This is a genomic window from Krasilnikovia sp. MM14-A1004, from assembly GCF_047159485.1.
GTDB lineage: Bacteria > Actinomycetota > Actinomycetes > Mycobacteriales > Micromonosporaceae > Actinoplanes.
This window is the reverse complement of record NZ_AP038773.1, coordinates 1125975-1149524: the sequence shown is the minus strand read 5'-3', so window position 1 is coordinate 1149524 and position 23550 is coordinate 1125975. Positions and strand designations below refer to the sequence as shown.

The window sequence follows — 23550 nt, the reverse complement described above, 5'->3', positions numbered from 1 at the left end:
AAACGCACAAATAGTGCGCAATCTGGTCGTCTTGGCGACAAGGTCCCGTTACTTTTCGGCGCTGTGTCGTTCTGTCCTTCGTGATATCGCCCCCGTCGCGCCCACGGTGCTGAGCCGGGCATGCGCATCTGTCTGCTCACCGGGGGCGGGTACCCGTACCGGCGTGACGCGCTCGGCGGATGGTGCCGCGGACTGGTCGAGGGTCTGAGTCGGCGCACCTTCGACCTGCTCACGATCACCGACCGGGAACCGCCGGGGGCACCCGCGTACCCGCTGCCGGGCAACGTGGCCTCCGCCCGCGCCGTGGTCCTCGGCCGGGGTGAGCCCCGGCGCGGCGACGGCGACGGCGTCGCCGCCGTACTGCTCTGCCGCGGCCTGATGGGTGAACCGGGGCACGCCGACGCCCTGTTCGCCGACGGCCTGCGCCGCCTCGTACGCCACGTCGACGCCGACCCCGAGGGACCCGCCGACGATCCGCTCGGCGGCGTGGCCCTGGCCGAGGCGCTGCTCGACGCGTGGCGCGCCGAACGGTCCGGCCCGCCCGGCACGGACCGGCTCCCGCTGCCCCGCCTCGGGGTGCGCGACGCGCGTACCGCCGCGACGCTGCTGCGGCATGCCGCCCGCCCGCTCGGCGTGGCCGCCCCCGCGGTCGACCTCGTGCACTGCGTCGGCGGCACCACCCCGCTGCTGGCCGCGCTCGCCGCGCGCTGGCGCACCGGCACCCCGCTGCTGCTCACCGAGGCGCGGGCGGTGATGGGGCGGCTGCGGCCCACCGAGGAACGCCTCTCCCCCACGGTCCGTACCGTGCTGCGCCGGTTCCGGCACGCCGTGGCCCGCACCGGGTACGCCGAGGCCGGGCTGATCGCGCCGCTGAGCGCGTACCACCACGGGTGGGCGCTGCGGCACGGGGCCAGCCCCACCCGGCTCGTGCCCGTACCGGCCGGGGTGGATCCCATGGACTTCCCCGCCGCGCCCGAACCGGACACCGAACCGGCGCTGGTCTGGGCCGGCACCGGCGGGCCGGACAGCGGGATCGTCGCGCTGCTCGACGCGTACGCCGCGGTGGTGGCCGCCGTGCCCGGCACGGTGCTGCACCTGGTCGGCGTGACCGGCGCACACGAGGACCACTGCGCCGAACGGATCGAACGCAGCGGGCTCGGCCGCGCCGTACGCCTGCACCCGCTGCCCGCCGACCCCCGCGACAGGTACGCGGCCGGGCACGTCGTCGTGCACCTGCCCGGCCCGGCCGACCCGCCGTCCCACCTGATCGAGGCGATGATGTCCGGCCGTGCCGTGGTCGGCGTCGACGTCGGACCGGTCGCCGAGACGCTCGGCGACGCGGGCGTCCTCGTGTCCGCCGACGACCCGGCGGCGCTCGCCGAGGCCTGCGTGGCGCTGCTGCGCGAACCGGCCCGGCGCCGCGTGCTCGGGGACGCCGCCCGGCGCCGCGCCCTGGCCTGCTTCACCACCGACCGGGTGGTCCGCGCCTACGACGCGCTCTACACCGACCTGGCCGCGCCGCCACCCGCGCCCGCCTTCGAGCTGGCCCTCGCGGTGCCCGCCCCGCGCACCGCCCGGCCCGCCACACTGCGGTGGCTGGCCGGGGACCAGCGATTACCGAGCCCTTAGCGCGCCGATGCCCTTGGTCCGACCGACCCCCGCCCCGGATTCCCATCCGGACCCAGCCTGAGAACCGGAGAATGCCGTGAAGACCCTGTTCCCCCCGTACGCGTACCCCTCGCCCGAGCTGGAACTGGACGCCGACACCTGGATGGTGCAGGAACGGCCGGGCGAACGGGGCACCGCGCACCAGGTGCTCGGCCGCATCGACCTGGACTGGGGCAGCCGTTCGCTGGCCGACGTGCTGGCCGCGGTGGACGCCTGGCGCGGCGACGGCGTCGAGGGGCTGTTCCTGGATCGGGCACCGGCCGGGGCGGGCGGGGTCGGCCCGGTCGCGCTGACCATCCGGCTGGCGGCGCGGCGCGGGCTGCACCGGGTGGTGCTCAACCCGGGCGTGCCCACCCACCCGCTCTACCGCGACCTGGGCGTGCGGATCTGCACGTTCGACGGGTCGTGGACGGCGTACCAGGGGTGGGCCGGGGACGGGGCGCGGCCCGGCGACGGACACCTCGTGCACGGGGTGCCGCCGCAGCTGCTCACCGCGGCGCGGCGGCTCATGGGTCGCCGCGGCGCCGGGTTCGGGCTGGCCACCGACGCCACCCCGCCGGTCAGCGCGGAGTCCGCCGAGGACGGGGCTGACAGCGCGGACAGCTGTACGACGAGCGGTTCATGAACTGCTCCCGGCGGATCGCCGTGCCGCACCGGTGGCACGGCAACCCCTCCCGCCCGTATGCGTCGAGCGAACGGTCGAAGTAGCCGCTCTCGCCGTTGACGTTGACGTACAGGGCGTCGAAGCTGGTGCCGCCCGCGACGATCGCCTCGCGCAGCACGTCCCTGACGTGCCCGAGCAGCCGGCGGGCGGCCGGGCCGGTCAACGCGTCCGTGGCCCGGGCGCCGTGCAGCCGGGCGCGCCACAACGCCTCGTCCGCGTAGATGTTGCCCACCCCGGAGATCAGGGTCTGATCGAGCAGCGCCCGCTTGACCTCTGTGCGCTTGCGGCGCAGCGCCGCCACGAAGTCCTCATCGGAGAACTCCGGGTCCAGCGGGTCGCGCGCGATGTGCGCGATCTCGGCGGGCAGCACCGCACCACCCTCGGACACCGACAGCCCACCGAACGTGCGCTGGTCGACGAAGCGCAGCTGCGGGCCGCCGTCGGTGAAGGTGAACCGGACCCGCAGGTGGGTCTCGTCCGGAGCCTCGGCGGGCTGCAGCAGCAGTTGCCCGCTCATCCCGAGGTGGCCGATGATCGCGTCGCCGGAGTCCAGCGGCAGCCACAGGTACTTGCCGCGCCGCGACACTCCGGTGACCGTCCGGCCGGTCAGCACCGCGGCGAAGTGGGCGTCACCGGGCAGATGGCGCCGGATCGCGCGCGGGTGATGCACCTCGACCGTGGCGATGGTCCGGCCGGTCACCCAGGTGGCGAGTCCCTGTCGGACGGTCTCGACCTCGGGCAGCTCCGGCACGTGCGCCCCTTCCGCGGCTAGAGGGTGTAGGGCCAGACGACGACCAGGTAGGCGCCGTACCACAGCCCGAAGGCGGCCCAGGCGGTGATCGCCAGCACCGCGACCCGTGGCCGGGCGCGGGCGGCGGCGATGACCGCGGGCAGCAGCGTCAAGAGTACGGGCAGCAGCAGCCGCGGCTTGGAGTGGTAGAACCCCGCCTGGCCGTAGACGAGCACCATCGCCACGACCCCGTACACGGCCAGCGGCAGCCAGGGGCGACCGGCCAGCGACACCCCGGCCGCGGCCAGCGCCACGAGCAGCAGCAGCGCCACGCTCACCGGGACCCAGCCGTCGCCGCTGCTCAACGTGCGGCCGAGGAACGCGACAGTGCTCTCGCCGTAGTCGAAAGAGGTGCCCCAGCCGGCGGTCTGGATCCGGAACCACGCGGTCGCGTCGCCCACCCGCAGACCCACCCAGGCGAGGAAGGCGGGCACCCCGGCGAGGGCCAGCAGGGCGGCCGCCACCGGCATCCACCGCCGCCGCGCGTCCGGGCGGCGCAGCTCCAGCAACGCCGCCACGGCCAGCGCCAGCGCGGCCGCGACGCCGGTCGGTCGGGTCAGCGCGGCGCCGAGCCCGAGCAGGCCGGCCACCCACCACACCCGGCGGTGCGCGGCCACCAGCATCCCCGCCACCAGGGCCAGGAAGAGGCTTTCCGAGTACGCCATGGACAACACCACGGACACCGGGGCGGAGCAGCAGATCGCGACCAGGGCCCAGCCCGCACGGCGGCCGTACAGGCTGGTGCCGAGCAGGTGCAGGGCGACCGCAGCGCCCACGGACGCGACCCAGCTCACCGTGATGGCCGCCGTGGGGGCTTCGAGGCCGAGTGCGGTCAAGCCCCGGATCAGCATCGGGTACAGCGGGAAGAAGGCCAGCTCGTTTCCCTGGAGCTGGCCGTCGTCGCCGTACGTGTAGCCGTGCGGGTAGCCGCGCACGGCGACCCGCAGGAACCAGCCGGCGTCCCAGACCAGCAGGCGGCCCCGCAGGCCGACCCCGTCGTCGGCGACCGCGCCCAGCCACAGCAGCATGGCCAGCTGGACGATGCGGGTCAGCGCGAAGATGCCGACGGCGGCGCCGACCCCGCGCCACCGGCCGGCCCGCGCCCAGAGGCCCGGATCCGGTTCGGCATCGGGGGTGTCGCCCGGCACCGCGGTCCCGCCGGTCGTCTCGTCGGACGCGATGCTCACCGCTGCGCGCCGTCCCCGGCAGTCGTCCCGCTCCCAGCCGTCCCGCTCCCGGCCGTCCCGCTCCCGGCCGTCCCGCTCCCAGCCGTCCCGCTCCCAGCCGTCGTGCTCCCGGCCGTGGTCCCGCTTCCGGCCGTCGTGCCGGTCCCGGCGGTTCCGCCCGCGGTCCCGTCCCGGTGACCGTCCACGGCGGCGGGGGGCACGTCGGTCCGGGCCGCCGCCGCGTCACCGTCCACGGCGGCCCCGGTGCGGGCCGGGTCGGCGTGGCCGCCCCCGGCGACCGCGGGCGGCGGGGTCTGCGCCTCGGCCCGCTCGGTCAGCGTGCGCCACGCCGCGGCGGCCGCCCGCTGCTCGGCCTGCTTCTTGCTGCGCCCGTCCGAGCCGCCGTAGCGCTCGCCGGCCACCACCACCCAGGCGGTGAACGTCTTGGCGTGGTCCGGACCGGAGTCGTCGATGAGGTAGTCCGGCACGCCGAGCCCCAGCGCGGCCGTCAGCTCCTGCAGGCTGGTCTTCCAATCCAGGGCCGCCCCGCGCCCGGCCGACTCGGCCATCAGCGAATCGAACAGCCGGTGGATCACCTCGGACGCGACGTCCAGCCCGTGCTCCAGGTAGATCGCGCCGAGCAGCGCCTCCAGCGTGTCGGCCAGGATGCTGGCCTTGTCCCGGCCACCGGTGGTCTCCTCGCCCTTGCCCAGCAGCAGGTGCGGGCCCAGGCCCTGCGGGCCCAGCGAACGCGCCACGTCGGCGAGCGCATGCATGTTCACCACGCTGGCGCGCAGCTTGGCGAGCTGCCCCTCGGGCAGGTCCGGGTGGTTGTGGAACAGCGCCGAGGTGATCACCACGCCGAGCACGGAGTCGCCGAGGAACTCCAGGCGCTCGTTGGTGGGCAGGCCGCCGTTCTCGTACGCGTACGAGCGGTGGGTCAGGGCGCGTCCCAGCAGGTCGGGGTCGAGGGTGATCCCGAACGCCTCCTCCAGGGGCAAGGTGGACGGCCGGCGACGTTTCTCATTGGTCATGTGACACCTCGCTGAGCGGGATCATTCCGGCGATGGCCGCGACGGCGGCCCGGCGGTGCAGGGTGGCCGCGAGGGCGATGCCCGCGGCCAGGTCGTCGGGGCCGGCGGCGCCGTGGCACACCACGACGGTGCCCGCGACTCCGAGCAGGACCGCCGCGCGGGGCGGCGGGTCGGCGGCGGCCGTGGGCGGGCCCACCAGCGCGTACGCGGTTTCCAGCCCCTTGAGCAGGATGTTTCCGGTGAAGCCGTCGGTCACCACGACGTCGGCGCCCGCGCCGTGGACGACGTCGTTGCCCTCGACCAGTCCGACGTAACGGGCCCCCGCGGGGAGGCCGGTCCCGGCCAGCACGGCCGGGGCGGTGCGGCGCAGCCGGTCACCCTTGCCGCGCTCGGTGCCGATGGTGAGCAACCCGACCCGGGGCCGGTCCGCGCCGTGCACGACGGCCGCGTACGCGGCGCCGAGCTGGGCGTGCATGCCGAGGGTCGGCTCGTCCGGGTCCACCGAGGCGCCCACGTCGAGAAGCACCAGCCGCCCGGCGACGGTGGGCAGGACGGCGGCCAGCGCGGGGCGGCGTACCCCGGGCCAGCGGCCCAGGCCGAGCGCCGCGGAGGTGACCGTGGCGCCGGTGTTGCCCGCCGACACGACCGCGTCGGCCCGGCCCTGCGCGACCGCCAGTACGGCCGCGCGCACCCCGGACTCGACCCAGCTCTCGTCGTGCTCCGGTCGGCCGCCACGCGCGGGCCCCGGTTCGGCGGTGGGATCGTGCCCGCCGCCTCGGACGGGTCCGGATCCCGCGACGCCGCCTCGGGCGAGCCCGGCGGAACCTCGCAGGCGGGCCAGGTCGGGGCGGTCGCCCGGAGTGAGAGTGCGCACCCGGCCGCGATCGGCCGGTGGCAGAGCAGCGGTCACCGCGTCGGCCGCGTCCGGCGGGCCGACGAGCAGAAGCTGAAGGGCCGGGTCGGCCTGACAGGCGCGCAGAGCGCCGTCAACCACGACGGCGGGAGCATGGTCCCCGCCGAGGAGGTCGACGGCGATCCGCGCGGTGCCCGTGTCCGGGGCAGCGCCGGTGGGGGATTCCCCGCCGGGCCGCCCGGGAGCCGGGGCACCGGGCGATCGCCGTCGCTCAGGCGCGACCCGCCCGGTGTCCGGGCGTGTCACTCCTGGCGACTCAGACCTCGAGGACCTGACGACCGTTGTACGTGCCGCAGACCGAGCAGGCGGCGTGCGGCAGCTTCGGCGACTTGCACTGGGGGCAGGCCACGGTCGAGACCGCGGTCGCCTTCCAGTTCGCCCGGCGCGAACGGGTGTTGCTGCGCGACATCTTGCGCTTGGGGACGGCCACGGTACCTACTCCTCGATCCGGTGTTGCTGGTGTTGCGGCGAAGCCGCCTTTGACAGCTCAATGTTCTGGTGCTGCGGCGCAGCCGCGTCCGACAGGCTCTGCAGAGCGGCCCAGCGGGGGTCCACGTCCTCGTGGCTGTGGTCGGCCGGGAGGTCGTCGAGATGCACCCCGCACTCGGGGCACAACCCCGGGCAGTCCGGCCGGCAGACCGGGTTCGGCGGCAGCGTGAGCACCACCGCGTCCCGTACCGCCGGCTCCAGGTCGATCAGGTCACCCTGCATCCGGCCGACCTCGTCGGAGTCCGTCGTCTCCTCGGTGGTGCTGTCCTCGTACGCGTACAGCTCCGCGATGGGCACGTCGAAGGTCTCGCCGATCGGGTTCAGGCAGCGCCCGCACTCGCCGGACAGCGAGCCCCGGACCGCGCCGCTGACGTAGACCCCCTCGGAGACCGACGTCAGGCTCAGGTCGAGTTCGAGGTCGGAGCCCTCGGGCACCTGGATCAGCTCCAGCCCGAGATCCAGCGGGGCCGGCACCACCCGCTGAAGGGTACGCGTCGCACCAGGCTGGCGCGGGAGCTTCGTCGTGTCGACGACCAGCGGCTGCCTGGGATCGAGGTGATTCTGCGGATGCTTGGGCATGGTGGGGTGCCTGGAACCTTGTTGCGGAAGTGCTGGGCCTGTTTCGGGCGTGGTAAAACTCCGGCCCGGTGCAGGCCGACACGAAAGATTACCTGAGCAGGCGGCCGGGCGTCGAACCGGGTCAGAACGGCAGCGGACGCTCGGCGTCCTCCCCCTGGAAGGTGCCGATCTCGCGCAGGGCATGCATCTTGTCCCGGCCACGCTCGATGGAGGCGAGCGCGCGGGTGAGGAACTGCTCGAAGTTGGCCAGGGCGGTGTCGACGTAGTCGTCGACCTCCTCGCGCAGCCGCTGCGCCTCGGAGCGGGCCTCCGCGATGATCCGGGCCGCCTCGTGCTCGGCGGACACGGTGATCTCGTTGACGGAGACGAGCCGGGCGTGCTCGGTCTCGCCCTCGCTGATGATCCGGTCCGCCTCGCGCTTGCCCGCGTCGATGATCTTGTCGCGCTCCTCCAGCAGCGCCACCGCCCGGCGGATGTCCCCCGGCAGTTCGGCGCGCAGCTCGTCGAGCAGGGCGATCATCTCGGCACGGTCGAACAGGAAGTTGGTCCGCGACATGGGCACGGAGCGCGCGGCCTCCACCATGGCGATGATCTCGTCGATGCGGTCCAGCGGATCCACCGGTGCCTCACTCCTGTCGTCTCGCACCCACGGTGCGTGGTGTGGACACGTTACTGCCGTTAATGATGAGGCGAAGTGGGACTCGCCCGCTCGATCGCCGTCGGCGCGTCGGGCGCGCTCAGCCCTGGCGCAGCCGGGCCGCCAGCAGCTCGGCGACGAAGTCCGGCAGATACCCCGAAGCGTCGCCGCCCCACTTCACGACGTCCTTGACCAGGCTGGACGAGAGGAATGAATACAGCGGGTTGGTCGGCATGAACAACGTCTCGACGCCGGAGAGGCCGATGTTCATCTGCGCCATCTGCAACTCGTAGTCGAAGTCGCTGACCGCGCGCAGCCCCTTGACCACGACCGCCGCCTGCTGGGCGCGGCAGAAGTCGACCAGCAGGCCGTGGAAGGACTCGACCCGGACGTTGCCGTACTTGGCGGTCACCTCGCGCAGCATGTCCAGCCGTTCCTCGACCGTGAACAGGCCGCTCTTCGACTGGTTGATGAGCACACCGACGATGACCTCGTCGAAGAGCCGGCTCGCCCGGCCGATGATGTCCAGATGCCCGTTGGTCACCGGGTCGAAGGAGCCGGGACAGACCGCACGTCTCATGATCGGCGACCGTACCAAAGAGTGGTCTCGCCGTAGCGGCGGCTGCGCTCGGCGGCGATCCCGTCCACCCAGGCCAGTGGTTCACCGCGCACCGCCGTACGGGTGGACCGCTCGATCGCGACCACCGCGCCCGGCGCCAGCCAGCCGTTGTCGAGCAGGGCCCGCTGCATGTCGGCCAGTTCGTCGTCGCCCAGCGCGTACGGCGGGTCGGCGAAGACCACGTCGTACGGCCCGCCCTCGGGCGGGGTCGCGAGCACCTGGGCGACCTTGCCCGTGACCAGCCGGGCGGCCGTGCCGACGCGCAACGCCACGATGTTGTCCCGGATGATCCGGGCCGCCCGCCCGTCGGACTCGACAAGCAGCGTGAAACTCGCCCCCCGGGACAGCGCCTCCAGGCCGACCGCTCCCGAACCGGCGTACAGGTCGGCGAAGCGGGCCCCCTCGAGATCCGTGAGGGCCTCCACGGAGCTGAAGAACGCCTCCCGGACGCGGTCGGACGTCGGCCGGGTCTGCGCGCCGGCCGGTGCGGCCAGCCGGCGACCGCCGTGGGCACCGGCGATGATCCTGGTCATGGCCCCTCTCGCGGGTGTGTGGCTACCCGTCTGACGCTACTGCACCGGCCGCCGCGGGGTGCGGCACCGGTCCGGGCCCCGGGCGGGCATACCGGCCTCGACCCGATCGAGGTCGGAAAGATCCCCAATGGATGACGAGATCCGCCTTCCGGGCGGAACCGCGCAAGGCGAGGTTCGCCACAGGAACCCCCACATAGCCGGACGAGGCGTGTCGACAGCATTTACGTAGCTGTGCCCGAATTGATCGGATATGCACGGCCGGAAACGCGGCGGCGATCGATACACGGCGCATCGGAGGCACTGCACTCAGTGGAGCAAAGATCTCGGGCGCGCATCAACACCCTTAAGCCCCGCTGAGAGGTTCCACAGCGGCACCACAGTGGCTATGGTCATGCCCCTGTGGCGCCGAAACGCCGGCGACACGACGACGTGGGGAGGCGTCGTCCGCGGACCGTCCATCCGCGACATCGCTGCCCTCCGCGACCCGTACCCCTTCTCCTCTTCTCCTCCAGGAGTACGCGTGAAGCTGTTCAAGTCGCCGCTGCGCCGCAGCACGGCCGCGCTGGCCGGCACCTTCCTCGGCCTCGCCGGGGTCGTCGCATTCGCCGCCCCCGCCAGCGCCCACCACCCGATCATCAGTGGGACCCCGTCCTGCGTCCAGGAGGACGGCTCGTGGACGGTGACCTGGAGCGTCACCAACAGTGAGAAGGACCTTCAGGGCGACATCACGGTCGTGACGGCCGGGCCGGAGGACAGCAAGTTCTCCGGGATCGCCGTCAAGGACGTCCTGCCCAAGAACGGCGAGGGCGAGCTCAAGGGCGAGCAGAAGCTGACGAAGGAAGACGAGTCCGCGACGCTCACCATCGGCGCGCACTGGATCCGCAACTACACCGACATCGACAAGACCGTGTCGGAGGAGATCACCAAGCCGAAGGAGAAGTGCGCTCCGACGGACCAGCCGTCCACCCCGCCGACCAAGCCGTCGACGCCGCCGACCAAGCCCGCCGAGCCGGGCGAGCCGACCCCGATCATCGAGGCGGACTGCACCACGGTCAGCATCGGCTTCGACAACCCCAAGGACGGGATCGAGTTCACGCTCCACCTCAAGACCAGCAAGGGCGAGAAGCGGGACGTCGCCTTCAAGCAGGGCGACCGCAAGGTGGAGAAGTTCAGCGCCACGCCGGGCTTCCAGATCAAGCTCAGCATCAGCGTCAAGGGCTACGGGACCTCCCCGGTCGAGACGATCACCTACAAGCTGCCCGAGGGCTGTGACAGCAACGGTGGCGGCGGCGGTCTGCCGGTGACCGGTGCGGCCGCGGGCTCGATCGCCGGTGGCGCGGCCGCGCTGCTGGCCATCGGTGGCGTGCTCTTCTTCATGGCCCGTCGGCGCAAGGTGAAGTTCACCGCCTGACAGCACTGATTCCCTAGAAAAGGGGCGTACCGGTCAGCCGGTGCGCCCCTTTTCGTCCTCTGCGGACGCTCGGACCCGCCGGCGGCGTTACGGCTGCGGCAGCGGCGCGAACGTGCCGTCCGGGCCGGGCGGGAAGTCGGTCACCGCGACCACCGCGTCGACCGGGATCGGCCCGTACACGTGGGGAAACAGCATCCCGTCCGGGTCGGCCGGCTGGCCCGGCTCCCACACCGGCGGCGACGGCAGCCGGGTCTCGTCGATGTGCAGCAGCACCAGGTCGGTGCGGCCGCGGGCCAGCGCATTCGCCGGGAGGTGCACCTGCGCGGTCGTGGAGCAGTGGATGAAACCCTCGGTGGCGAGGGTGTCCGCGGCGTAGGACCCGGCCGCGACGGCCGCCGCCCAGTCGGCGCGGCCACAGAAATGCAGCAGCATGCTCAGCCTTTCTCCAGGAACTCGGCGCGTTCCTCGTCGACCAGGGCGGCCACCGACGCGGCCAGGGCCGGGTGGCGCGACAGATCCGGGTCGTCGCCGACGAGGTCGGCCGCCTCGGCACGCGCCTCGGTGATGAGTTTGGCGTCGCGCAGCAGCGACAGCAGGCGCAGGTGCGAGTGCCGCCCGGACTGCGACGCGCCCAGCACGTCGCCCTCGCGGCGCTGCTCCAGGTCGAGCTCCGCGAGCTTGAAACCGTCCGTGGTGGACGCCACCGCGTCCAGCCGCTCCCGGGCCGCCGAACCCTCGACCGCCTCGGTGACGAGCAGGCAGATGCCGGCCGCCGCGCCCCGGCCCACCCGGCCGCGCAGCTGGTGCAGCTGGGAGACGCCGAACCGGTCCGCGTCCAGGATGATCATCACGGTGGAATTGGGTACGTCCACCCCCACCTCGATGACCGTCGTGGCCACCAGGACGTCCAGCTCGCCCGCCGCGAATCTCCGCATCACCGCGTCCTTCTCGTCGGCGGGCAGCCGCCCGTGCAGCACGCCGAGCCGCAGGCCCTTCAGCGGGCCCTCGGCCAGCAGCGGCGCCACCTCGGTCACCGCCAGCGGCGGGCGGCGCGCGGACTCGTTGTCGCTGGGCGGCTCCTCGTCCTCGTCACCACCGGCCTCCCCGATCCGCGGGCACACCACGTACGCCTGGTGGCCCGCCTGGACCTCCTCGCGCAGCCGCTGCCACGCCCGGTCCAGGTACGCGGGCTTCTCCGCCGCCGGAACCACGTGCGAGGCGATGGGCGACCGGCCGCGCGGCAGCTGCGACAGGGTCGAGGTCTCCAGGTCGCCGTACACGGTCATGGCGACCGTGCGCGGGATCGGCGTCGCGGTCATTACCAGCACGTGCGGCGGTTGGGCGGCCTTGGCGCGCAGGGCGTCGCGCTGTTCCACCCCGAACCGGTGCTGCTCGTCCACCACGACCAGGCCGAGGTCGTGGAAGTCGACGCCCTCGTACAGCAGGGCGTGGGTGCCGACCACGATGCCGGCGCTGCCGTCGGCCAGCTGGGCCAGCGCGGCGCGCCGGGCCGCGGCGCCGAGCGAGCCGGTGACCAGGGCCAGCCGGGTGCCGCGCGGGTCGCCGTCCAGCTCACCGGCGCGGCCGAGCGCGCCGAGCTGCGCCGCGATGCCCCGGTGGTGCTGGGTGGCCAGCACCTCGGTCGGGGCCAGCAGGGCCGCCTGCCCGCCCGCGTCCACCACCTGCAGCATGGCCCGTACCGCGACCAGGGTCTTGCCGGAGCCGACCTCGCCCTGCAGCAGCCGGTGCATCGGATGGGATCCGCCCAGGTCGGCGGCGATCTCCTCGCCGACACGGCGCTGCCCGTCGGTCAGCTCGTACGGCAGGGCAGCGTCGAAGGCGGCCAGCAGCCCGTCGTCCGTGCGGGGCCGGGCCCGTGCCGGGGACTCGGCCGCGCGGGCCCGCCGCTGCGCGAGCGTCAGCTGTACGGCGAACGCCTCGTCCCACTTCAGCCGGTGCCGCGCCCGATACAGCTCCTCCTTGGAGCTGGGCCGGTGCACCTCCCGCAGCGCCGCGCCGAGCCCGACCAGGCCACGGTTGGCGCGCACCGGGGCGGGCAGCGGATCGTCCGGCGGTTGCAACGTATCCAGCAGGGTGCGTACGCAGCGGGCGATGACCCAGGTCGGCACCGCGGCGGCCGCCGGATACACCGGGATGAGCGCGCCCGCGAACTCCTCGATCTCCTCGGCGGCCTCGTCCTGCGAGGCGTCGGCCCGCAACAGCTGATAGGCGGGCCCGTTGAGCTGGCGCTTGCCGCGGAACTCGGTCACCTTGCCCGCGAACAGCCCCCACCGCCCCCGGCGCAGATCCCGCTCCCGCCACGCCTGGTTGAAGAACGTGCAGGTGAGAGTCGCTCCGGAGCCGTCCCCGATGGTGATCTCCAGCATGGTGCCCTTGCGGGCGCGCATCGGACGTACCGTCGTGCTCTGCACCTGGGCCAGCAGGGTGACCTCCTCGCCCACCGTCAGGGCCCGGATGTCGGTGTGCTCCCCGCGCTCGTCGTAGCGGCGCGGGAAGTGGTAGACGAGGTCGCCGGCGGTGTGCAGGTCGAGGTGTGCGGCCAGGGCCTTCGCGGTCTTCTCGCCCACCACCGCGCGCAGCGGGGTGCCGGTCGTGACCGCGGTGCCGGTGTCGGTCATTCCACTCCCACCAGCAGGTGGTAGCGAGGCTGCCCACCCGTGTAGAGGTGCACCTCGACGAAGGGCCAGGTGTGGCCCACGTGCGAGCGCAGCGTCGGATCCAGCTCGGCCGGGGCGTCGGCGCCCAGCACCAGGGTGACCATCTCGCCGCCGCCGCCGAGCATCCGGTCGATCAGCTGCTTGGAGACGGTCTCCAGGTCGTCGCCGATGATGTGCACCTCGCCGTCCACCAGGCCCAGCAGGTCACCCGGGCGGCAGCGGCCCGCCACGGTGAACGCCTCCCGGCCCGCGGTGCACACCTCGCCGTAGCGGCATGCCCCGGCGGCCTCCGCCATCGCGATCACGTCGTCCGCGAAGCGCCGCTGCGCGTCGCGCACGGCCAGCGCGGCCAGCGCCTGCACCGGCGAACGGGTCGGCACCACGCTGACCCGGACCCCGGTGGTGGCGGCCTCCCGAGCCGCCGCGTCCGCGACCGCCTGCGTGTTGGCGTCGTTGGGCAGCAGCACCACCCGGGGGGCTCCGGTCTGCTCGATGGCGGCCAGCATCTCGGCCGTGGACGGATTACGGCCCACCACGACCGCGCCCTCGGCGGCCAGCAGCGCGGTCAGCCCGTGACCCGCGGCCACCACGACCGCCCCCCGTGCCTCCGGGTCGGGCACGGCGGGCGGCAGCTCGGCTGGTACGGGCACCCGCTCCTCCAGCGGGGTGACCGTGATCCGGTGCGGGCGCCCGGCGACGACGCCCGCCTCGATGGCCGCGCCGATGTCGTCGACGTGGACGTGCACGTTCCAGGTGGGCGGGGCGCCCTCACCGGTGCCGACCACGACCAGCGAGTCGCCCAGCTCGGCCAGGGTGGCGCGCAGCCGAGCGACGGCGGCGGGCTCGGCGTCCAGCAGGTACTGCACCTCGTAACCGAAGGCGGACTCGCCCTCGTGCGCCGGGTCTCCGCCGGGCCCCACGCCGCAGTCCGGCGCCGTGACCCCCTCCGCCGCCGGTACGCCGCCCGACGCCGCCGGCGCGCTCTCGGTGTCCGCGCGGCCGCCGAGCGCGTCGACCAGGGCCTCCAACAGCAGCACCAGCCCCCGCCCGCCCGCGTCGACCACCCCCGCCCGGGCCAGCACGGGCAGCTGCTGCGGGGTCCGCGCCAGGGCCTCGGCCGCCGCCCGGGCCGCCGCCTGAGCGGTCGCGACCAGATCGTCCGAGGCGATCCGCCCCGCGCCCTCGGCCGCGGCCGCCACGACCGACAGCACCGTGCCCTCCACGGGGCGGGCCACCGCCGCGTACGCCGCGTCGGTGGCCGTGCGCAGCGCGCGGGCCAGCTCGGTGCCGCGCACAGAGACCACGGTGGCGAACGTGTCGGCCATGCCGCGCAGGATCTGGGAGACGATCACGCCGGAGTTGCCGCGGGCGCCCAGCAGCGCGCCCCGCGCCATCCGGCGCATCGTGTCGCCGACCCGGGCCTCCCCGCTCTGCGCCTGAGCGCTCTGGGTCTGACCGCTCTGGGTCCGACCGCTCTGGGCTTCCCCGCTCCGGGCCTGGCCGCCCCGGGCCTGCCCGCCCGGCTCCGGCTCGGCCAGCGCCTGCTGGGCGGAGGCGAGGGTGAGCACCAGGTTGGTGCCGGTGTCGCCGTCGGGCACCGGGTAGACGTTCAGCTCGTCGATCTCGTGCTGGTGGGCGCGCAGGGCGGCCAACCCGCCGCCGCACCAGCGGCGGACCGCGGCGTCGTCGAGGGTGTCCAGCACGCGAAAATCGTACTCACCCGCACCGACAAATCGCCGAGTCAGGCACTCGCGGCGCTGTCGGTGGAGCCGGAGAGGGCCCGGATGCCCGGGGGCGATTGGCTGCCCGGCGCGACCATCGGGTAACCTGGCCAGGTTGCCCGCGCGCTGAGCGCTGGGCACCTCGACGGCTCAGCGAATCAATCCCAGGAGTATCCCGTGGCTAGCGTGTGCGACGTCTGTGGCAAGGGACCGGGCTTCGGCCACAACGTGTCCCACTCGCACCGGCGGACCAACCGCCGCTGGAACCCCAACATCCAGTCGGTGCGCACCCCGGCCGGTGGCGGCACGACCAAGAAGCTGAAGGTCTGCACGTCCTGCATCAAGGCCGGCAAGGTCGTCCGCGCCTGACGCGGGCAACCACCCAGACCGCTGTTCTGCCGTAGCCGCCGGGTCACCCGACCCGGCGGCTATCTGCGTTGTCCCGACTTACAACGTACGGGCGTACGACAGCACCCCGGCCTGGCCCTTGTAGTAGCCGAAGTCCTCGATCCGCTCGTACCCGGCGGAGGTGTACAGCGCGATCGCCTCCGGCTGGCGGTCACCGGTCTCCAGGATCATCCGCTTGCGCCCGTCGGCCCGCGCCGAGTCCTCCACCGCCGCCAGCAGCCGCCGGGCCACCCCCCGCCCCCGCACCGACGGGGACGTGTACATGCGCTTGAGTTCCGCGTCCTCGCCGTGCGCCCGCCAGCCCGCGCACCCCACCAGCGCATCACCCAGGTAGGCCCCGAAGAACGCCCCGGACGGCGCCTCGAAGTCCTCGGCGGCGATCGGGGTGTCGTCGCCGGTCCCGCCGTAGCGCTGGGACAGGTCACCCAACGCGTCCGCGACGAGTAACTGCACCTCGGGCGCCGTGAACCGGGCCGGCCGGATATCGATCTCACTCACGGGGGCCACCCTAGCCGTCAGCGGAAGTGGTCCCACCCGGTGCCGCCCTGCCAGGGCTTGCGGTCCACGGTCACCCCGGTGCCCTCGTGCACCCCGCCGATCACCCGCCACTGCGCCGGCAGCGTCACCCCCGGCGGGAACGTCGCGGCCAGCGCGTGGTCGTCGCCCCCACCCAGCACCCACTGGTACGGGTCGACCCCCAGCGCGATCGCCGCGTCGCGCATCGCGTCGGGGATCTCGAACGCGTCGGTGTGCAGGTCGATCCCGACCACGCTGGCGGCGGAGACGTGCCCCAGGTCCTGCAGCAGCCCGTCCGACACGTCGATCATGGAAGTGGCGCCCAGCGCCGCCCCGGCCGCACCCGCCTCGTACGGCACCTCCGGCCGCCGGTACGCCTCCACCAGCAGTTTCGGGGTGCGGAAGCCGCGTGACAGCACGGTGTACCCGCCCGCGGCGTAGCCGGTCCGGCCCGCGAGGGCCACCACGTCGCCCGGCTGTGCCCCGCTGCGCAGCACCGGGGCGTGGCCGCCCAGGTCACCGAGCGCGGTGACCGCGATCGTCAGGGTCGGGCTGGCGGACATGTCCCCGCCGACCACCCCGGCACCGACCTTGGCGGCCTCGGCGGACAGGCCGGCGGCCAGGTCCTCGGCCCACGAGATGTCCAGGTCGACCGGCGCGCACAGGGCCACCAGCAGTGCCGTCGGGGTGGCTCCCATGGCGGCGATGTCGGCCAGGTTCGCGGCGGCGGCCCGGTGTCCGACGTCGGTGGCGCTCGACCAGTCCCGCCGGAAGTGCCGGCCCTCCACGAGTACGTCCGTGCTCGCCACGACGCGGCCGTCCGTCGCGGCCACCACCGCGGCGTCGTCGCCCGGGCCGAGCAGGCTCGCCGTACCGAAATCGAGCCGCGCGACGATCCGGGCGATGAGCCCGAACTCCCCCGCCTCCGCGATGCTCACGTCGCCAATCCCCTTCCTTACGGTGGCATTCCGCTTTCCGGCCGCTCCGTGCTGTAGTTTCACGTTCGGGTCGCCAGCGGCGGAGAGGAGTCGGATCGTGGTCCAGGCATACATCCTCATCCAGACGGAGGTGGGAAAGGCACGTGACGTGGCCGCAGCGATCGACAAAATCCCCGGAGTTGTCCGGGTCGACGCGGTCACCGGTCCGTACGACGTGGTCGTGCTCTCCGAGGCGCACAGCGTCGACGAGCTGGGGCAGCTCATTGTGAGCAAGGTCCAGTACGTACCGGGCATCACCCGGACCCTCACCTGCTCCGTGGTAAATCTCTGACCATGCTCGACGTGGAAACCCGCGAGGAACAGGCAGCACCCGACCGTACGAAACGCACCGCCGCCCTGTGGGCCACGGTGGTCGCCGTGCCGGTCGCCGTACTCGTGGGATTCCTGATTTTCACGCAGGTCCTGCGGCCCGGTGAGCCCGCGCCCGCACCGGCGGCGCCCACCGCGGCCGCCGTGCCGGACACCGCGGTGCCGATGGCCGCGCCCGCGCTGGCCGGGCGCGCCGCGCAGGTGTGCCCGGCCATCACCTCGCGCCTGCCCGGGAAACTGCGCGACCTGCCGGCCCGGACGGTGACCGCGGGGCCGCGGCAGAACGCCGCCTGGGGCGAACCGCCGATCACCCTGGCCTGCGGGGTCGCGCAGCCCACGATGTGCGCGACGGTGGACGGCGGCGCCGGGTGCGTGCCGCTCGACACCGAGCTGCTGAACATGAACGGGGTGTGCTGGTACGCCCGCCAGGATCCCGTCGGTCCGGTCTTCACGACCATGGACCGTGAGGTGCCGGTGCAGGTCACGGTGCCCGCGAAGTACGCGCAGGCCGCCCAGTGGGCCAACGAGTTCTCCGACCCGGTGGCCGCCCGGGACGGGGCCCGGACGACGGGCGTGCCCTCGGGCTGCCTGTGACGCTGCCGCTGACCTAGTTGTTCTGACCCAAGAGGTTGGGAACGCGGCTGGCGGGTGGTCGGCCGTTGAGTGCGGTGTGTCCGCGGTGGTGATTGTAGGAGTGGAGCCAGGCGGGCAGGGCCTCGCGGCGTTCGGCTTCGGTGTGGTAGGCGCGGGCGTAGGCCCATTCGTCGAGCATGGTGCGGTTGTAGCGCTCGACTTTTCCGTTCGTCTGGGGCCGGTATGGGCGGGTGCGTTTGTGGGCGATTCCGGCGTCGGTGAGCGTGTCGCGCCATACGTGTGAGCGGTAGCAGGAGCCGTTGTCGGTCAAGACCCGTCTGACGGTGATGCCGTGGCTGGTGAACCAGGCGTGGGCTCGTTGCCAGAAGGCTGTCGCGGTTTCTCGGGTTTCGTCGGGCAGGATCTCTGTGTAGGCCAGGCGGGAGTGGTCGTCGACGGCGTTGTGCAGGTAGTGGTAGCCGAGCTGGGGTTCTCCGCGTCGGACACGTTTGACTCCGGGCATGGCCGAGCGGTTGCGGGTGCCGGCATGACGGCCGACGACGCGGTGGCCGCCGCCGTCGGGGATGTTGCCCAGTTTCTTGATGTCGACGTGGATCAGGTCACCGGGCGCTTCGTGTTCGTAGCGGCGGATCACCCGGCCGGTGGCCCGGTCGAGGTGAGTCAGCCGGGCCAGGCGGTAGCGGGCCAGGACGCGGTGCACGGTGGCCGGGTTCAGGCCGAGCAGGTAGGCGATGCGGGTGGGTCCCCATCGGCGCAGGACCCGAACTTTGATGATGCGTCGTTCGGTACGGGTGTTGGTTCGGGTCGGGCTGTGGTGTGGGCGTGAGGATCGGTCGCGCATACCGGCGGGTCCGTCGGTGCGGTAGCGGTCGGCCCAGCGTTTCGCGGTCGTCGGGCTGACTTGAAAGCGTTCCGCAGCCCGCCGCAGCGGCCACCGGTCGTCGACCACGCAGCGGGCCAGACGCAGCCGGCCGGTCTCGGACAAGGGTGCATTACGGTGGGGCATGAGGGCCTCCGCAGGTTCGGGGTAGGACGTCGCAATCCACACCGAACCCGAAGGCCCTCACCTATTTCAAGATCTCCCCGTCACCAACGTCCGTGGTCAGTACACCTAGTGCAGGCCGGTGCCGCGCCGCAGGGCGGTGCGGATCAGCCGGTCCACCAGCTTCGGGTATTCCAGGCCGGTGGCCGCCCACATCAGCGGGAACATCGAGGTCGGGGTGAACCCCGGCATCGTGTTGATCTCGTTGAGGTAGATCTGGTGGTCCGCCGTGACGAAGAAGTCGACCCGGCCCAGCCCGGCGCAGTCCAGGGCGGTGAAGGTGCGGCAGGCGTACTCCTGCACCTGGCGGCTCACCTCGGGCGGCAGGTTCGCGGGGATGTCGTACGACGAGGACCCGTCGAGGTACTTCGCCTCGAAGTCGTAGAACTCGTGGTCGCTGACGTGGATCTCGGCCAGCAGCGACGCCTCCGGGGCGCCGCCCGCCTCGCCCTCCAGCACGCCGCACTCGATCTCGCGGCCCACGATGGCCGCCTCGATGAGCACCTTGGGGTCGATCTGCCGGGCCGTCGCGACCGCCGCGTCCAGCTCCGCCCAGTCGCTGACCTTGGTGATGCCGTGCGACGAACCGGCCCGCGACGGCTTGACGAAGACGGGCAGGCCGAGGCGCTCCTTGTCCGCCTCGGACAGCGAGGCACCGGCGCGCAGCACCGCGTACGGGCCGACGGGGATGCCCTCGGCCGCCGCGAGCTTCTTTGTGAACTCCTTGTCCATGGCGGCGGCGGAGGCGAAGACGTTGGCACCCACGTACGGGATGCCGGCCATCTCCAGCAGGCCCTGGATGGTGCCGTCCTCGCCGTACGCGCCGTGCAGGACGGGGAAGACGACGTCCACATCCGCGAGCGCGGTGGCCCCGGCGGCCGGGTCGAGCACCAGCAGCCCGTTCGCGGTGGGGTCGGTGGGCAGCACGACCGCTGAACCGGCCGCCGCGGTGATCTCGGGCAGCCGCCGGTTCGCGATGGCCAGCGGGGCCGGGTCGTCACTGGCCAGCACCCAGCGGCCCGCGCGGGTGATGCCGACCGGCACGACCTCGTACTCGTCCGGGGACAGGGCGGACAGGATGCTGCCGGCACTGACGCAGGAGATGCCGTGCTCGGTACTGCGCCCGCCGAACACGAGCGCCACACGGGTCTTGCGAGGGGTCGACACTGAGGGGCTCCTCATCCGGGGGCTGATCGGGCGCCGCACCGTTACGGCAGGCTGCCTGCTCACCCGAGCTCGGCATGCCGGAGCAGACCCTACTCTGCGTAGGCCATTTCTCCGATCCCCCCGGCAGGAACACGACGAATAGGACGCACCGTCAATCAGACCAATACGTCGCGTAACCGAATTCACCGCAAAGTTGAAGACTTCGGGTCAGCTCCGCACCCGAACTCATCAAGATCGCGGGAGATGCTCAGACAGCGGCGGTGAAGGTTTGCGGGAGGACGCCGGCGTCCCAGAGACCGTCCAGGTGGGCGAGGAAGCCGACCAGGCTGCGCTCCAGCTCGCGCCGCTGCTCGGCTTCGAGCACGGCCAGCGGATCGGAGACGACGATCCCGGCGGGATGCGCCGCGCGGGTGCCGACGAACCGGTGGCAGGCCGAGCACCACACGTAACTCACCAGGGTGGGCCGCCGCGCCTTCGGCGGGACATTCAGGTACGCGCGGACAGCGCGCCGACCGCAAGCGGGGCAGTCCCGCTCGGTGGGGTCCGCGAGGAAGCTCGTGCCGGCGGTCAGTGCCGCGACCTGGTCCCCGGTGAAACTGCTCCACTGCGGCGCCGCCCGTTCCCCCTGCGCTGTCATGCGGTCACCGTAGCGGTGCCCGGATCACCCGGCGTCGAGGGCGGCGGTCAGGTCGGCGATCAGGTCGGCGGTGTCCTCGATGCCGCAGGACAGGCGCACGAAACCGGGCGCGGTGTCGTCGCCCCACTGGGCGCGCCGGTCGGCCGACGTGTGCACCCCGCCGAACGACGTCGCCGCGAACACCAGCCGGGACGCGGCCAGGAACCGCGCCACCCGTTCCGCGCTGCCCAGGTCGAACGAGACCACTCCGGGGATCCGGCGCATCTGCGCGCGGGCCAGCGCGTACGAGGGGTCGCCCGGCAGCCCCGGCCAGCGCAGACCGGTGACGTCCGTACGGTCCGCCAGCAGCCGGGCCACGGCGTCCGCGTTCGCGCTCTGCCGGGCCAGCCGCAGGTCCAGCGTCGCCAGGGACCGGTGCGCCAGCCAGGCGTCGAACGCGCCCGGGATCCCGCCGGTCTGCGCCCGCCACGTGGTCATCCGGGCCAGCAGGTCGGAGTCCGCGGTGGCGACGTAGCCGAGCAGCACATCGGAGTGACCGGTCAGCGCCTTCGTGCCGGAGGCGACGACCACGTCGGCGCCCAGCTCCAGCGGGCGCTGCCCGAGCGGCGTGGCGGTGGTGTTGTCCACCGCGACCAGCGCGCCCGCGGCGTGCGCGGCCGCAGCCACCGCCCGGATGTCGCACACGTCGAGGCCGGGATTGGCGGGCGTCTCCAGCAGCACGAGCCGGACCCCGCCGAACGCCGGGTACGGCCCGGCCGTGGGCACCAGCACGGTACTGACCCCCAGGTCCCGCAGCGTGCCCTCGGCGAACGCCCGCACCGTGAAGTACCCGTCCGACGGCAACGCGACAGTGTCGCCCGCCCGCACGGTGGCCAGCAGCAGCCCCGTGATGGCGGCCTGCCCGCTGGCGAACGCCAGGGCCGCGCCGCCCTCCAGCTCGCCGATGGCCGCCTCCAGGGCGCGCCGGGTCGGGTTGTCCGGGCGGCCGTACCCGTCGCGGCCCGGCCCGGTCTCCGGGTCCAGGTGGTACGGCGCCGCGAACACCGGCCCCGGCAGGAACGGCTGCCCCGGCTCCGGCGCCGGCAACCCGGCGTGCACGGCGCGGGTGCCGTCGCCGTCCGTCATTCGGGTTTCATCTCCCGGCCCATCAGCAGCTTCACCGCGACCCGCGGGTCGACGCCCTCGTGGCAGACCCGTTCCACCTGCTCGGTGATCGGCATCTCGACGCCGTGGGCGCGAGCCAGGTCCCGCACGGCCAGGCAGCTCTTGACGCCCTCGGCGGTCTGCTTGGTGGAGGCCTGCGCGGCCTCCAGCGACTCGCCGCGGCCCAGGTGCTCGCCGAAGGTGCGGTTGCGCGACAGCGGCGACGAGCAGGTGGCCACGAGGTCACCCAGCCCGGCCAGCCCGGCGAACGTGAGCGGGTCGGCGCCCAGCGCCACGCCGAGCCGGGCCGTCTCGGCCAGCCCGCGGGTGATCAGCGACGCCTTGGTGTTGTCGCCCAGGCCCATCGCGGTGGCCATCCCGTACGCCAGCGCGATGACGTTCTTCACCGCCCCGCCCAGCTCGCACCCGATCACGTCGTCGCTGGTGTACGGCCGCAGGTACGGCAACGCGATGGCCTGCTGGACCTGCTTGGCGCGGCCCTCGTCGGTGCAGGCCACGACCGTGGCGGCCGGCTGTTCCGCGGCGATCTCGGGCGCCAGGTTGGGTCCGGAGACCACCGCGACGCGGCCGGGGTCGACCCGGGCGGTCTCGACGATCACCTGACTCATCCGCTTGGTCGTGCCCAGCTCGATGCCCTTCATCAGGGACACGAGAGTGGCGTCGCCGGGGATGTGCGGCGCCCAGTCGGCCAGGTTGGCGCGCAGGGTCTGCGAGGGCACCGCGATGAACACCATCCCCGCACCGGCCACCGCCTCCGGCAGGTCGTGGGTGGCGGTGACCCGGTCGGGCAGCTTGACGCCGGGCAGGGAACCCTCGTTGACGCCCCGTTCGCGGATGGCCCTGGCCACCGCTTCGCGCCGCGCCCAGATCGTCACGTCCGCGCCCGCCTCGGCGAGCATCTTCGCGAACGCCGTACCCCATGCGCCGGAGCCCAGGACCGTGGCCTTCATTCCGTACCTCCGTCGGGGGTGTCCGTGACCGCGGTGCGCCGGGCGCCGGGCTGGTACAGCGGGGGTGGTGGGGCGCCGCGCAGCTCGCCCAGCAGGTCGCGGACGTTCAGCATGATCGCGTCGGTCATCTGCTCCAGCACCGTACGGCTGGGCGCCTCGCCCTGCCAGCGGCTGAGGTCGACCGGCTTACCGGCGATGACCCGCACCGGGATGCGCGGGCGTACGGAGAACTTCTTGGTCCGGGGGTCGAACACCCGCTGCGCACCGTCGAGCGCCACGGGGATGACCGGCGCGCCGGTGAGCAGCGCCAGCCGCGCGGCCCCGGTCTTGCCGCGCATCGGCCACAGATCCGGCTCGCGGGTGGTGGTGCCCTCGGGGTAGATGACCACGATGCCGCCGGCGCGCAGCGCTGCGACGAGCGTGTCGAGCGACCTGACCGCCTCCACGCTGCCCCGCTCGACCGGGATCTGCTCGACCTTGTCGAGCAGGAAACCGACGCCGGGCACCTTCCAGATGCTGGCCTTGCCGAGGAACTGCGGCCAGCGCCCGGCGCCGAAGATGAAGTGGGCGAGCACCAGCGGGTCGAAGTGGGAGAGGTGGTTCGACACGATGATCGCGCCGCCGGTCGCGGGCAGGTTCTCCATCCCGGTCCAGGTCCGCTTCGTCCAGACCTTCATCGGCGGCAGGGCCAGCCCCACGGCGACCCATTGCCAGAACCCGAGCTTGCGCTGCGCCACGGCGCCGCCTCCCTGCCTCCGCGGCGCACCCCCGCCGCCGCCCACACCCCTGGGACGAAATCATGCCTGTTCGCGGGCCCGGGAGCCAGGCAGGGGTACGTCGTCGCGTCGCTGGCAGGATGGGAG

General features: G+C 73.3%; 25 protein-coding genes and 1 pseudogene. 6 read left to right on the top strand and 20 right to left on the bottom strand.

All coding sequences use genetic code 11. The features are described from left to right. The first annotated feature begins 120 nt into the window (after positions 1–120). Together ACMCNN_RS05385 and ACMCNN_RS05380 are read left to right on the top strand one after the other, a co-directional pair. Complete coding sequence (locus ACMCNN_RS05385) at positions 121–1629, top strand: DUF3492 domain-containing protein (RefSeq protein ID WP_412745061.1); 1509 nt, start codon at positions 121–123, stop codon at positions 1627–1629. Positions 1630–1705: 76 nt separating this feature from the next. After that, positions 1706–2293 (top strand): Spherulin-4, encoded by a 588-nt coding sequence (locus ACMCNN_RS05380; protein WP_412745060.1) that lies wholly within the window; start codon positions 1706–1708, stop codon positions 2291–2293. Here ACMCNN_RS05380 and mutM read toward each other — a convergent pair. The 9 genes and pseudogenes from mutM to rsmD all read right to left on the bottom strand — a co-directional run bounded on the left by mutM (position 2229) and on the right by rsmD (position 9092). After that, entirely contained in the window at positions 2229–3083 is an 855-nt protein-coding gene (gene mutM, locus ACMCNN_RS05375) for a bifunctional DNA-formamidopyrimidine glycosylase/DNA-(apurinic or apyrimidinic site) lyase (protein WP_412745059.1), read from the bottom strand. The genes ACMCNN_RS05380 and mutM overlap by 65 nt on opposite strands. A gap of 17 nt (positions 3084–3100) precedes the next feature. Then, complete coding sequence (locus ACMCNN_RS05370) at positions 3101–4309, bottom strand: mannosyltransferase family protein (protein WP_412745058.1); 1209 nt, start codon at positions 4307–4309, stop codon at positions 3101–3103. A gap of 248 nt (positions 4310–4557) precedes the next feature. Beyond that, positions 4558–5322, bottom strand: a pseudogene (gene rnc, locus ACMCNN_RS05365) (ribonuclease III); the annotation flags it as partial. Beyond that, on the bottom strand, positions 5312–6358 hold the full coding sequence (locus ACMCNN_RS05360) for a phosphate acyltransferase PlsX (protein ID WP_412747063.1): 1047 nt from the start codon (positions 6356–6358) through the stop codon (positions 5312–5314). The pseudogene rnc and the gene ACMCNN_RS05360, both read right to left, overlap by 11 nt. A 133-nt stretch (positions 6359–6491) precedes the next feature. Further along, on the bottom strand, positions 6492–6665 hold the full coding sequence (rpmF, locus tag ACMCNN_RS05355) for a 50S ribosomal protein L32 (protein ID WP_067685631.1): 174 nt from the start codon (positions 6663–6665) through the stop codon (positions 6492–6494). Between the two features lie 5 nt (positions 6666–6670). Next, positions 6671–7303, bottom strand: a complete 633-nt coding sequence (locus tag ACMCNN_RS05350) for a YceD family protein (protein WP_412745057.1) — start codon at positions 7301–7303, stop codon at positions 6671–6673. 121 nt (positions 7304–7424) lie between these two features. Beyond that, on the bottom strand, positions 7425–7922 hold the full coding sequence (locus ACMCNN_RS05345) for a hypothetical protein (RefSeq protein ID WP_130513149.1): 498 nt from the start codon (positions 7920–7922) through the stop codon (positions 7425–7427). 118 nt (positions 7923–8040) lie between these two features. Next, positions 8041–8520, bottom strand: coding sequence for a pantetheine-phosphate adenylyltransferase (coaD, locus tag ACMCNN_RS05340; RefSeq protein ID WP_412745056.1), 480 nt, complete (start codon positions 8518–8520; stop codon positions 8041–8043). Then, positions 8517–9092, bottom strand: a complete 576-nt coding sequence (gene rsmD / locus ACMCNN_RS05335; protein ID WP_412745055.1) for a 16S rRNA (guanine(966)-N(2))-methyltransferase RsmD — start codon at positions 9090–9092, stop codon at positions 8517–8519. The genes coaD and rsmD overlap by 4 nt, the downstream gene beginning before the upstream one ends. Before the next feature lie 520 nt (positions 9093–9612). Here rsmD and ACMCNN_RS05330 point away from each other — a divergent pair. Beyond that, on the top strand, positions 9613–10503 hold the full coding sequence (locus tag ACMCNN_RS05330) for an LPXTG cell wall anchor domain-containing protein (protein WP_412745054.1): 891 nt from the start codon (positions 9613–9615) through the stop codon (positions 10501–10503). An 87-nt stretch (positions 10504–10590) separates the two neighbouring features. Here the strand turns inward: ACMCNN_RS05330 and ACMCNN_RS05325 are convergent, their stop codons facing one another. Genes ACMCNN_RS05325 through ACMCNN_RS05315 form a run of 3 tightly spaced genes read right to left on the bottom strand, consistent with a single transcriptional unit; the run spans position 10591 to position 14884 of the window. Continuing rightward, positions 10591–10935 carry a DUF952 domain-containing protein gene (locus ACMCNN_RS05325; protein WP_412745053.1) on the bottom strand — a complete coding sequence of 115 codons (345 nt, stop codon included), beginning with the start codon at positions 10933–10935 and terminating at the stop codon, positions 10591–10593. A gap of 2 nt (positions 10936–10937) precedes the next feature. Beyond that, positions 10938–13142, bottom strand: coding sequence for an ATP-dependent DNA helicase RecG (gene recG / locus ACMCNN_RS05320; protein ID WP_412745052.1), 2205 nt, complete (start codon positions 13140–13142; stop codon positions 10938–10940). Continuing rightward, entirely contained in the window at positions 13139–14884 is a 1746-nt protein-coding gene (locus ACMCNN_RS05315) for a DAK2 domain-containing protein (RefSeq protein ID WP_412745051.1), read from the bottom strand. Before ACMCNN_RS05315 ends, recG begins: the two co-directional genes overlap by 4 nt. Positions 14885–15079: 195 nt before the next feature. Between ACMCNN_RS05315 and rpmB the strand changes: the two genes are divergently transcribed. Next, the gene (rpmB, locus tag ACMCNN_RS05310) at positions 15080–15271 is read left to right on the top strand and encodes a 50S ribosomal protein L28 (protein ID WP_026207002.1); all 192 of its coding nucleotides are present in this window, start codon (positions 15080–15082) and stop codon (positions 15269–15271) included. Positions 15272–15349: 78 nt separating this feature from the next. Here rpmB and ACMCNN_RS05305 read toward each other — a convergent pair whose 3' ends face one another. After that, positions 15350–15808 carry a GNAT family N-acetyltransferase gene (locus ACMCNN_RS05305; protein ID WP_412745050.1) on the bottom strand — a complete coding sequence of 153 codons (459 nt, stop codon included), beginning with the start codon at positions 15806–15808 and terminating at the stop codon, positions 15350–15352. Positions 15809–15825: 17 nt separating this feature from the next. Further along, positions 15826–16764, bottom strand: coding sequence for a thiamine-phosphate kinase (locus tag ACMCNN_RS05300; RefSeq protein ID WP_412745049.1), 939 nt, complete (start codon positions 16762–16764; stop codon positions 15826–15828). A gap of 97 nt (positions 16765–16861) precedes the next feature. Between ACMCNN_RS05300 and ACMCNN_RS05295 the strand changes: the two genes are divergently transcribed. Together ACMCNN_RS05295 and ACMCNN_RS05290 are read left to right on the top strand one after the other, a co-directional pair. Then, positions 16862–17095 carry an Lrp/AsnC family transcriptional regulator gene (locus tag ACMCNN_RS05295; RefSeq protein WP_412745048.1) on the top strand — a complete coding sequence of 78 codons (234 nt, stop codon included), beginning with the start codon at positions 16862–16864 and terminating at the stop codon, positions 17093–17095. 2 nt (positions 17096–17097) lie between these two features. After that, on the top strand, positions 17098–17727 hold the full coding sequence (locus ACMCNN_RS05290) for a DUF3515 family protein (RefSeq protein ID WP_412745047.1): 630 nt from the start codon (positions 17098–17100) through the stop codon (positions 17725–17727). Positions 17728–17740: 13 nt separating this feature from the next. Here ACMCNN_RS05290 and ACMCNN_RS05285 read toward each other — a convergent pair whose 3' ends face one another. The 6 genes from ACMCNN_RS05285 to ACMCNN_RS05260 form a co-directional block, all read right to left on the bottom strand. Further along, positions 17741–18733 (bottom strand): IS481 family transposase, encoded by a 993-nt coding sequence (locus tag ACMCNN_RS05285; protein ID WP_412745046.1) that lies wholly within the window; start codon positions 18731–18733, stop codon positions 17741–17743. Between the two features lie 105 nt (positions 18734–18838). Continuing rightward, complete coding sequence (locus tag ACMCNN_RS05280; protein ID WP_412745045.1) at positions 18839–19936, bottom strand: D-alanine--D-alanine ligase family protein; 1098 nt, start codon at positions 19934–19936, stop codon at positions 18839–18841. Positions 19937–20183: 247 nt separating this feature from the next. Further along, on the bottom strand, positions 20184–20573 hold the full coding sequence (locus tag ACMCNN_RS05275; RefSeq protein WP_412745044.1) for a hypothetical protein: 390 nt from the start codon (positions 20571–20573) through the stop codon (positions 20184–20186). 24 nt (positions 20574–20597) lie between these two features. After that, positions 20598–21698, bottom strand: coding sequence for a cystathionine gamma-lyase (locus ACMCNN_RS05270; RefSeq protein WP_412745043.1), 1101 nt, complete (start codon positions 21696–21698; stop codon positions 20598–20600). After that, a complete protein-coding gene (locus ACMCNN_RS05265) occupies positions 21695–22687 on the bottom strand; it encodes an NAD(P)H-dependent glycerol-3-phosphate dehydrogenase (protein ID WP_412745042.1) in 993 nt (330 codons plus the stop codon). Before ACMCNN_RS05265 ends, ACMCNN_RS05270 begins: the two co-directional genes overlap by 4 nt. Next, positions 22684–23424 (bottom strand): lysophospholipid acyltransferase family protein, encoded by a 741-nt coding sequence (locus ACMCNN_RS05260; RefSeq protein WP_412745041.1) that lies wholly within the window; start codon positions 23422–23424, stop codon positions 22684–22686. Before ACMCNN_RS05260 ends, ACMCNN_RS05265 begins: the two co-directional genes overlap by 4 nt. Positions 23425–23550: the final 126 nt, after the last annotated feature.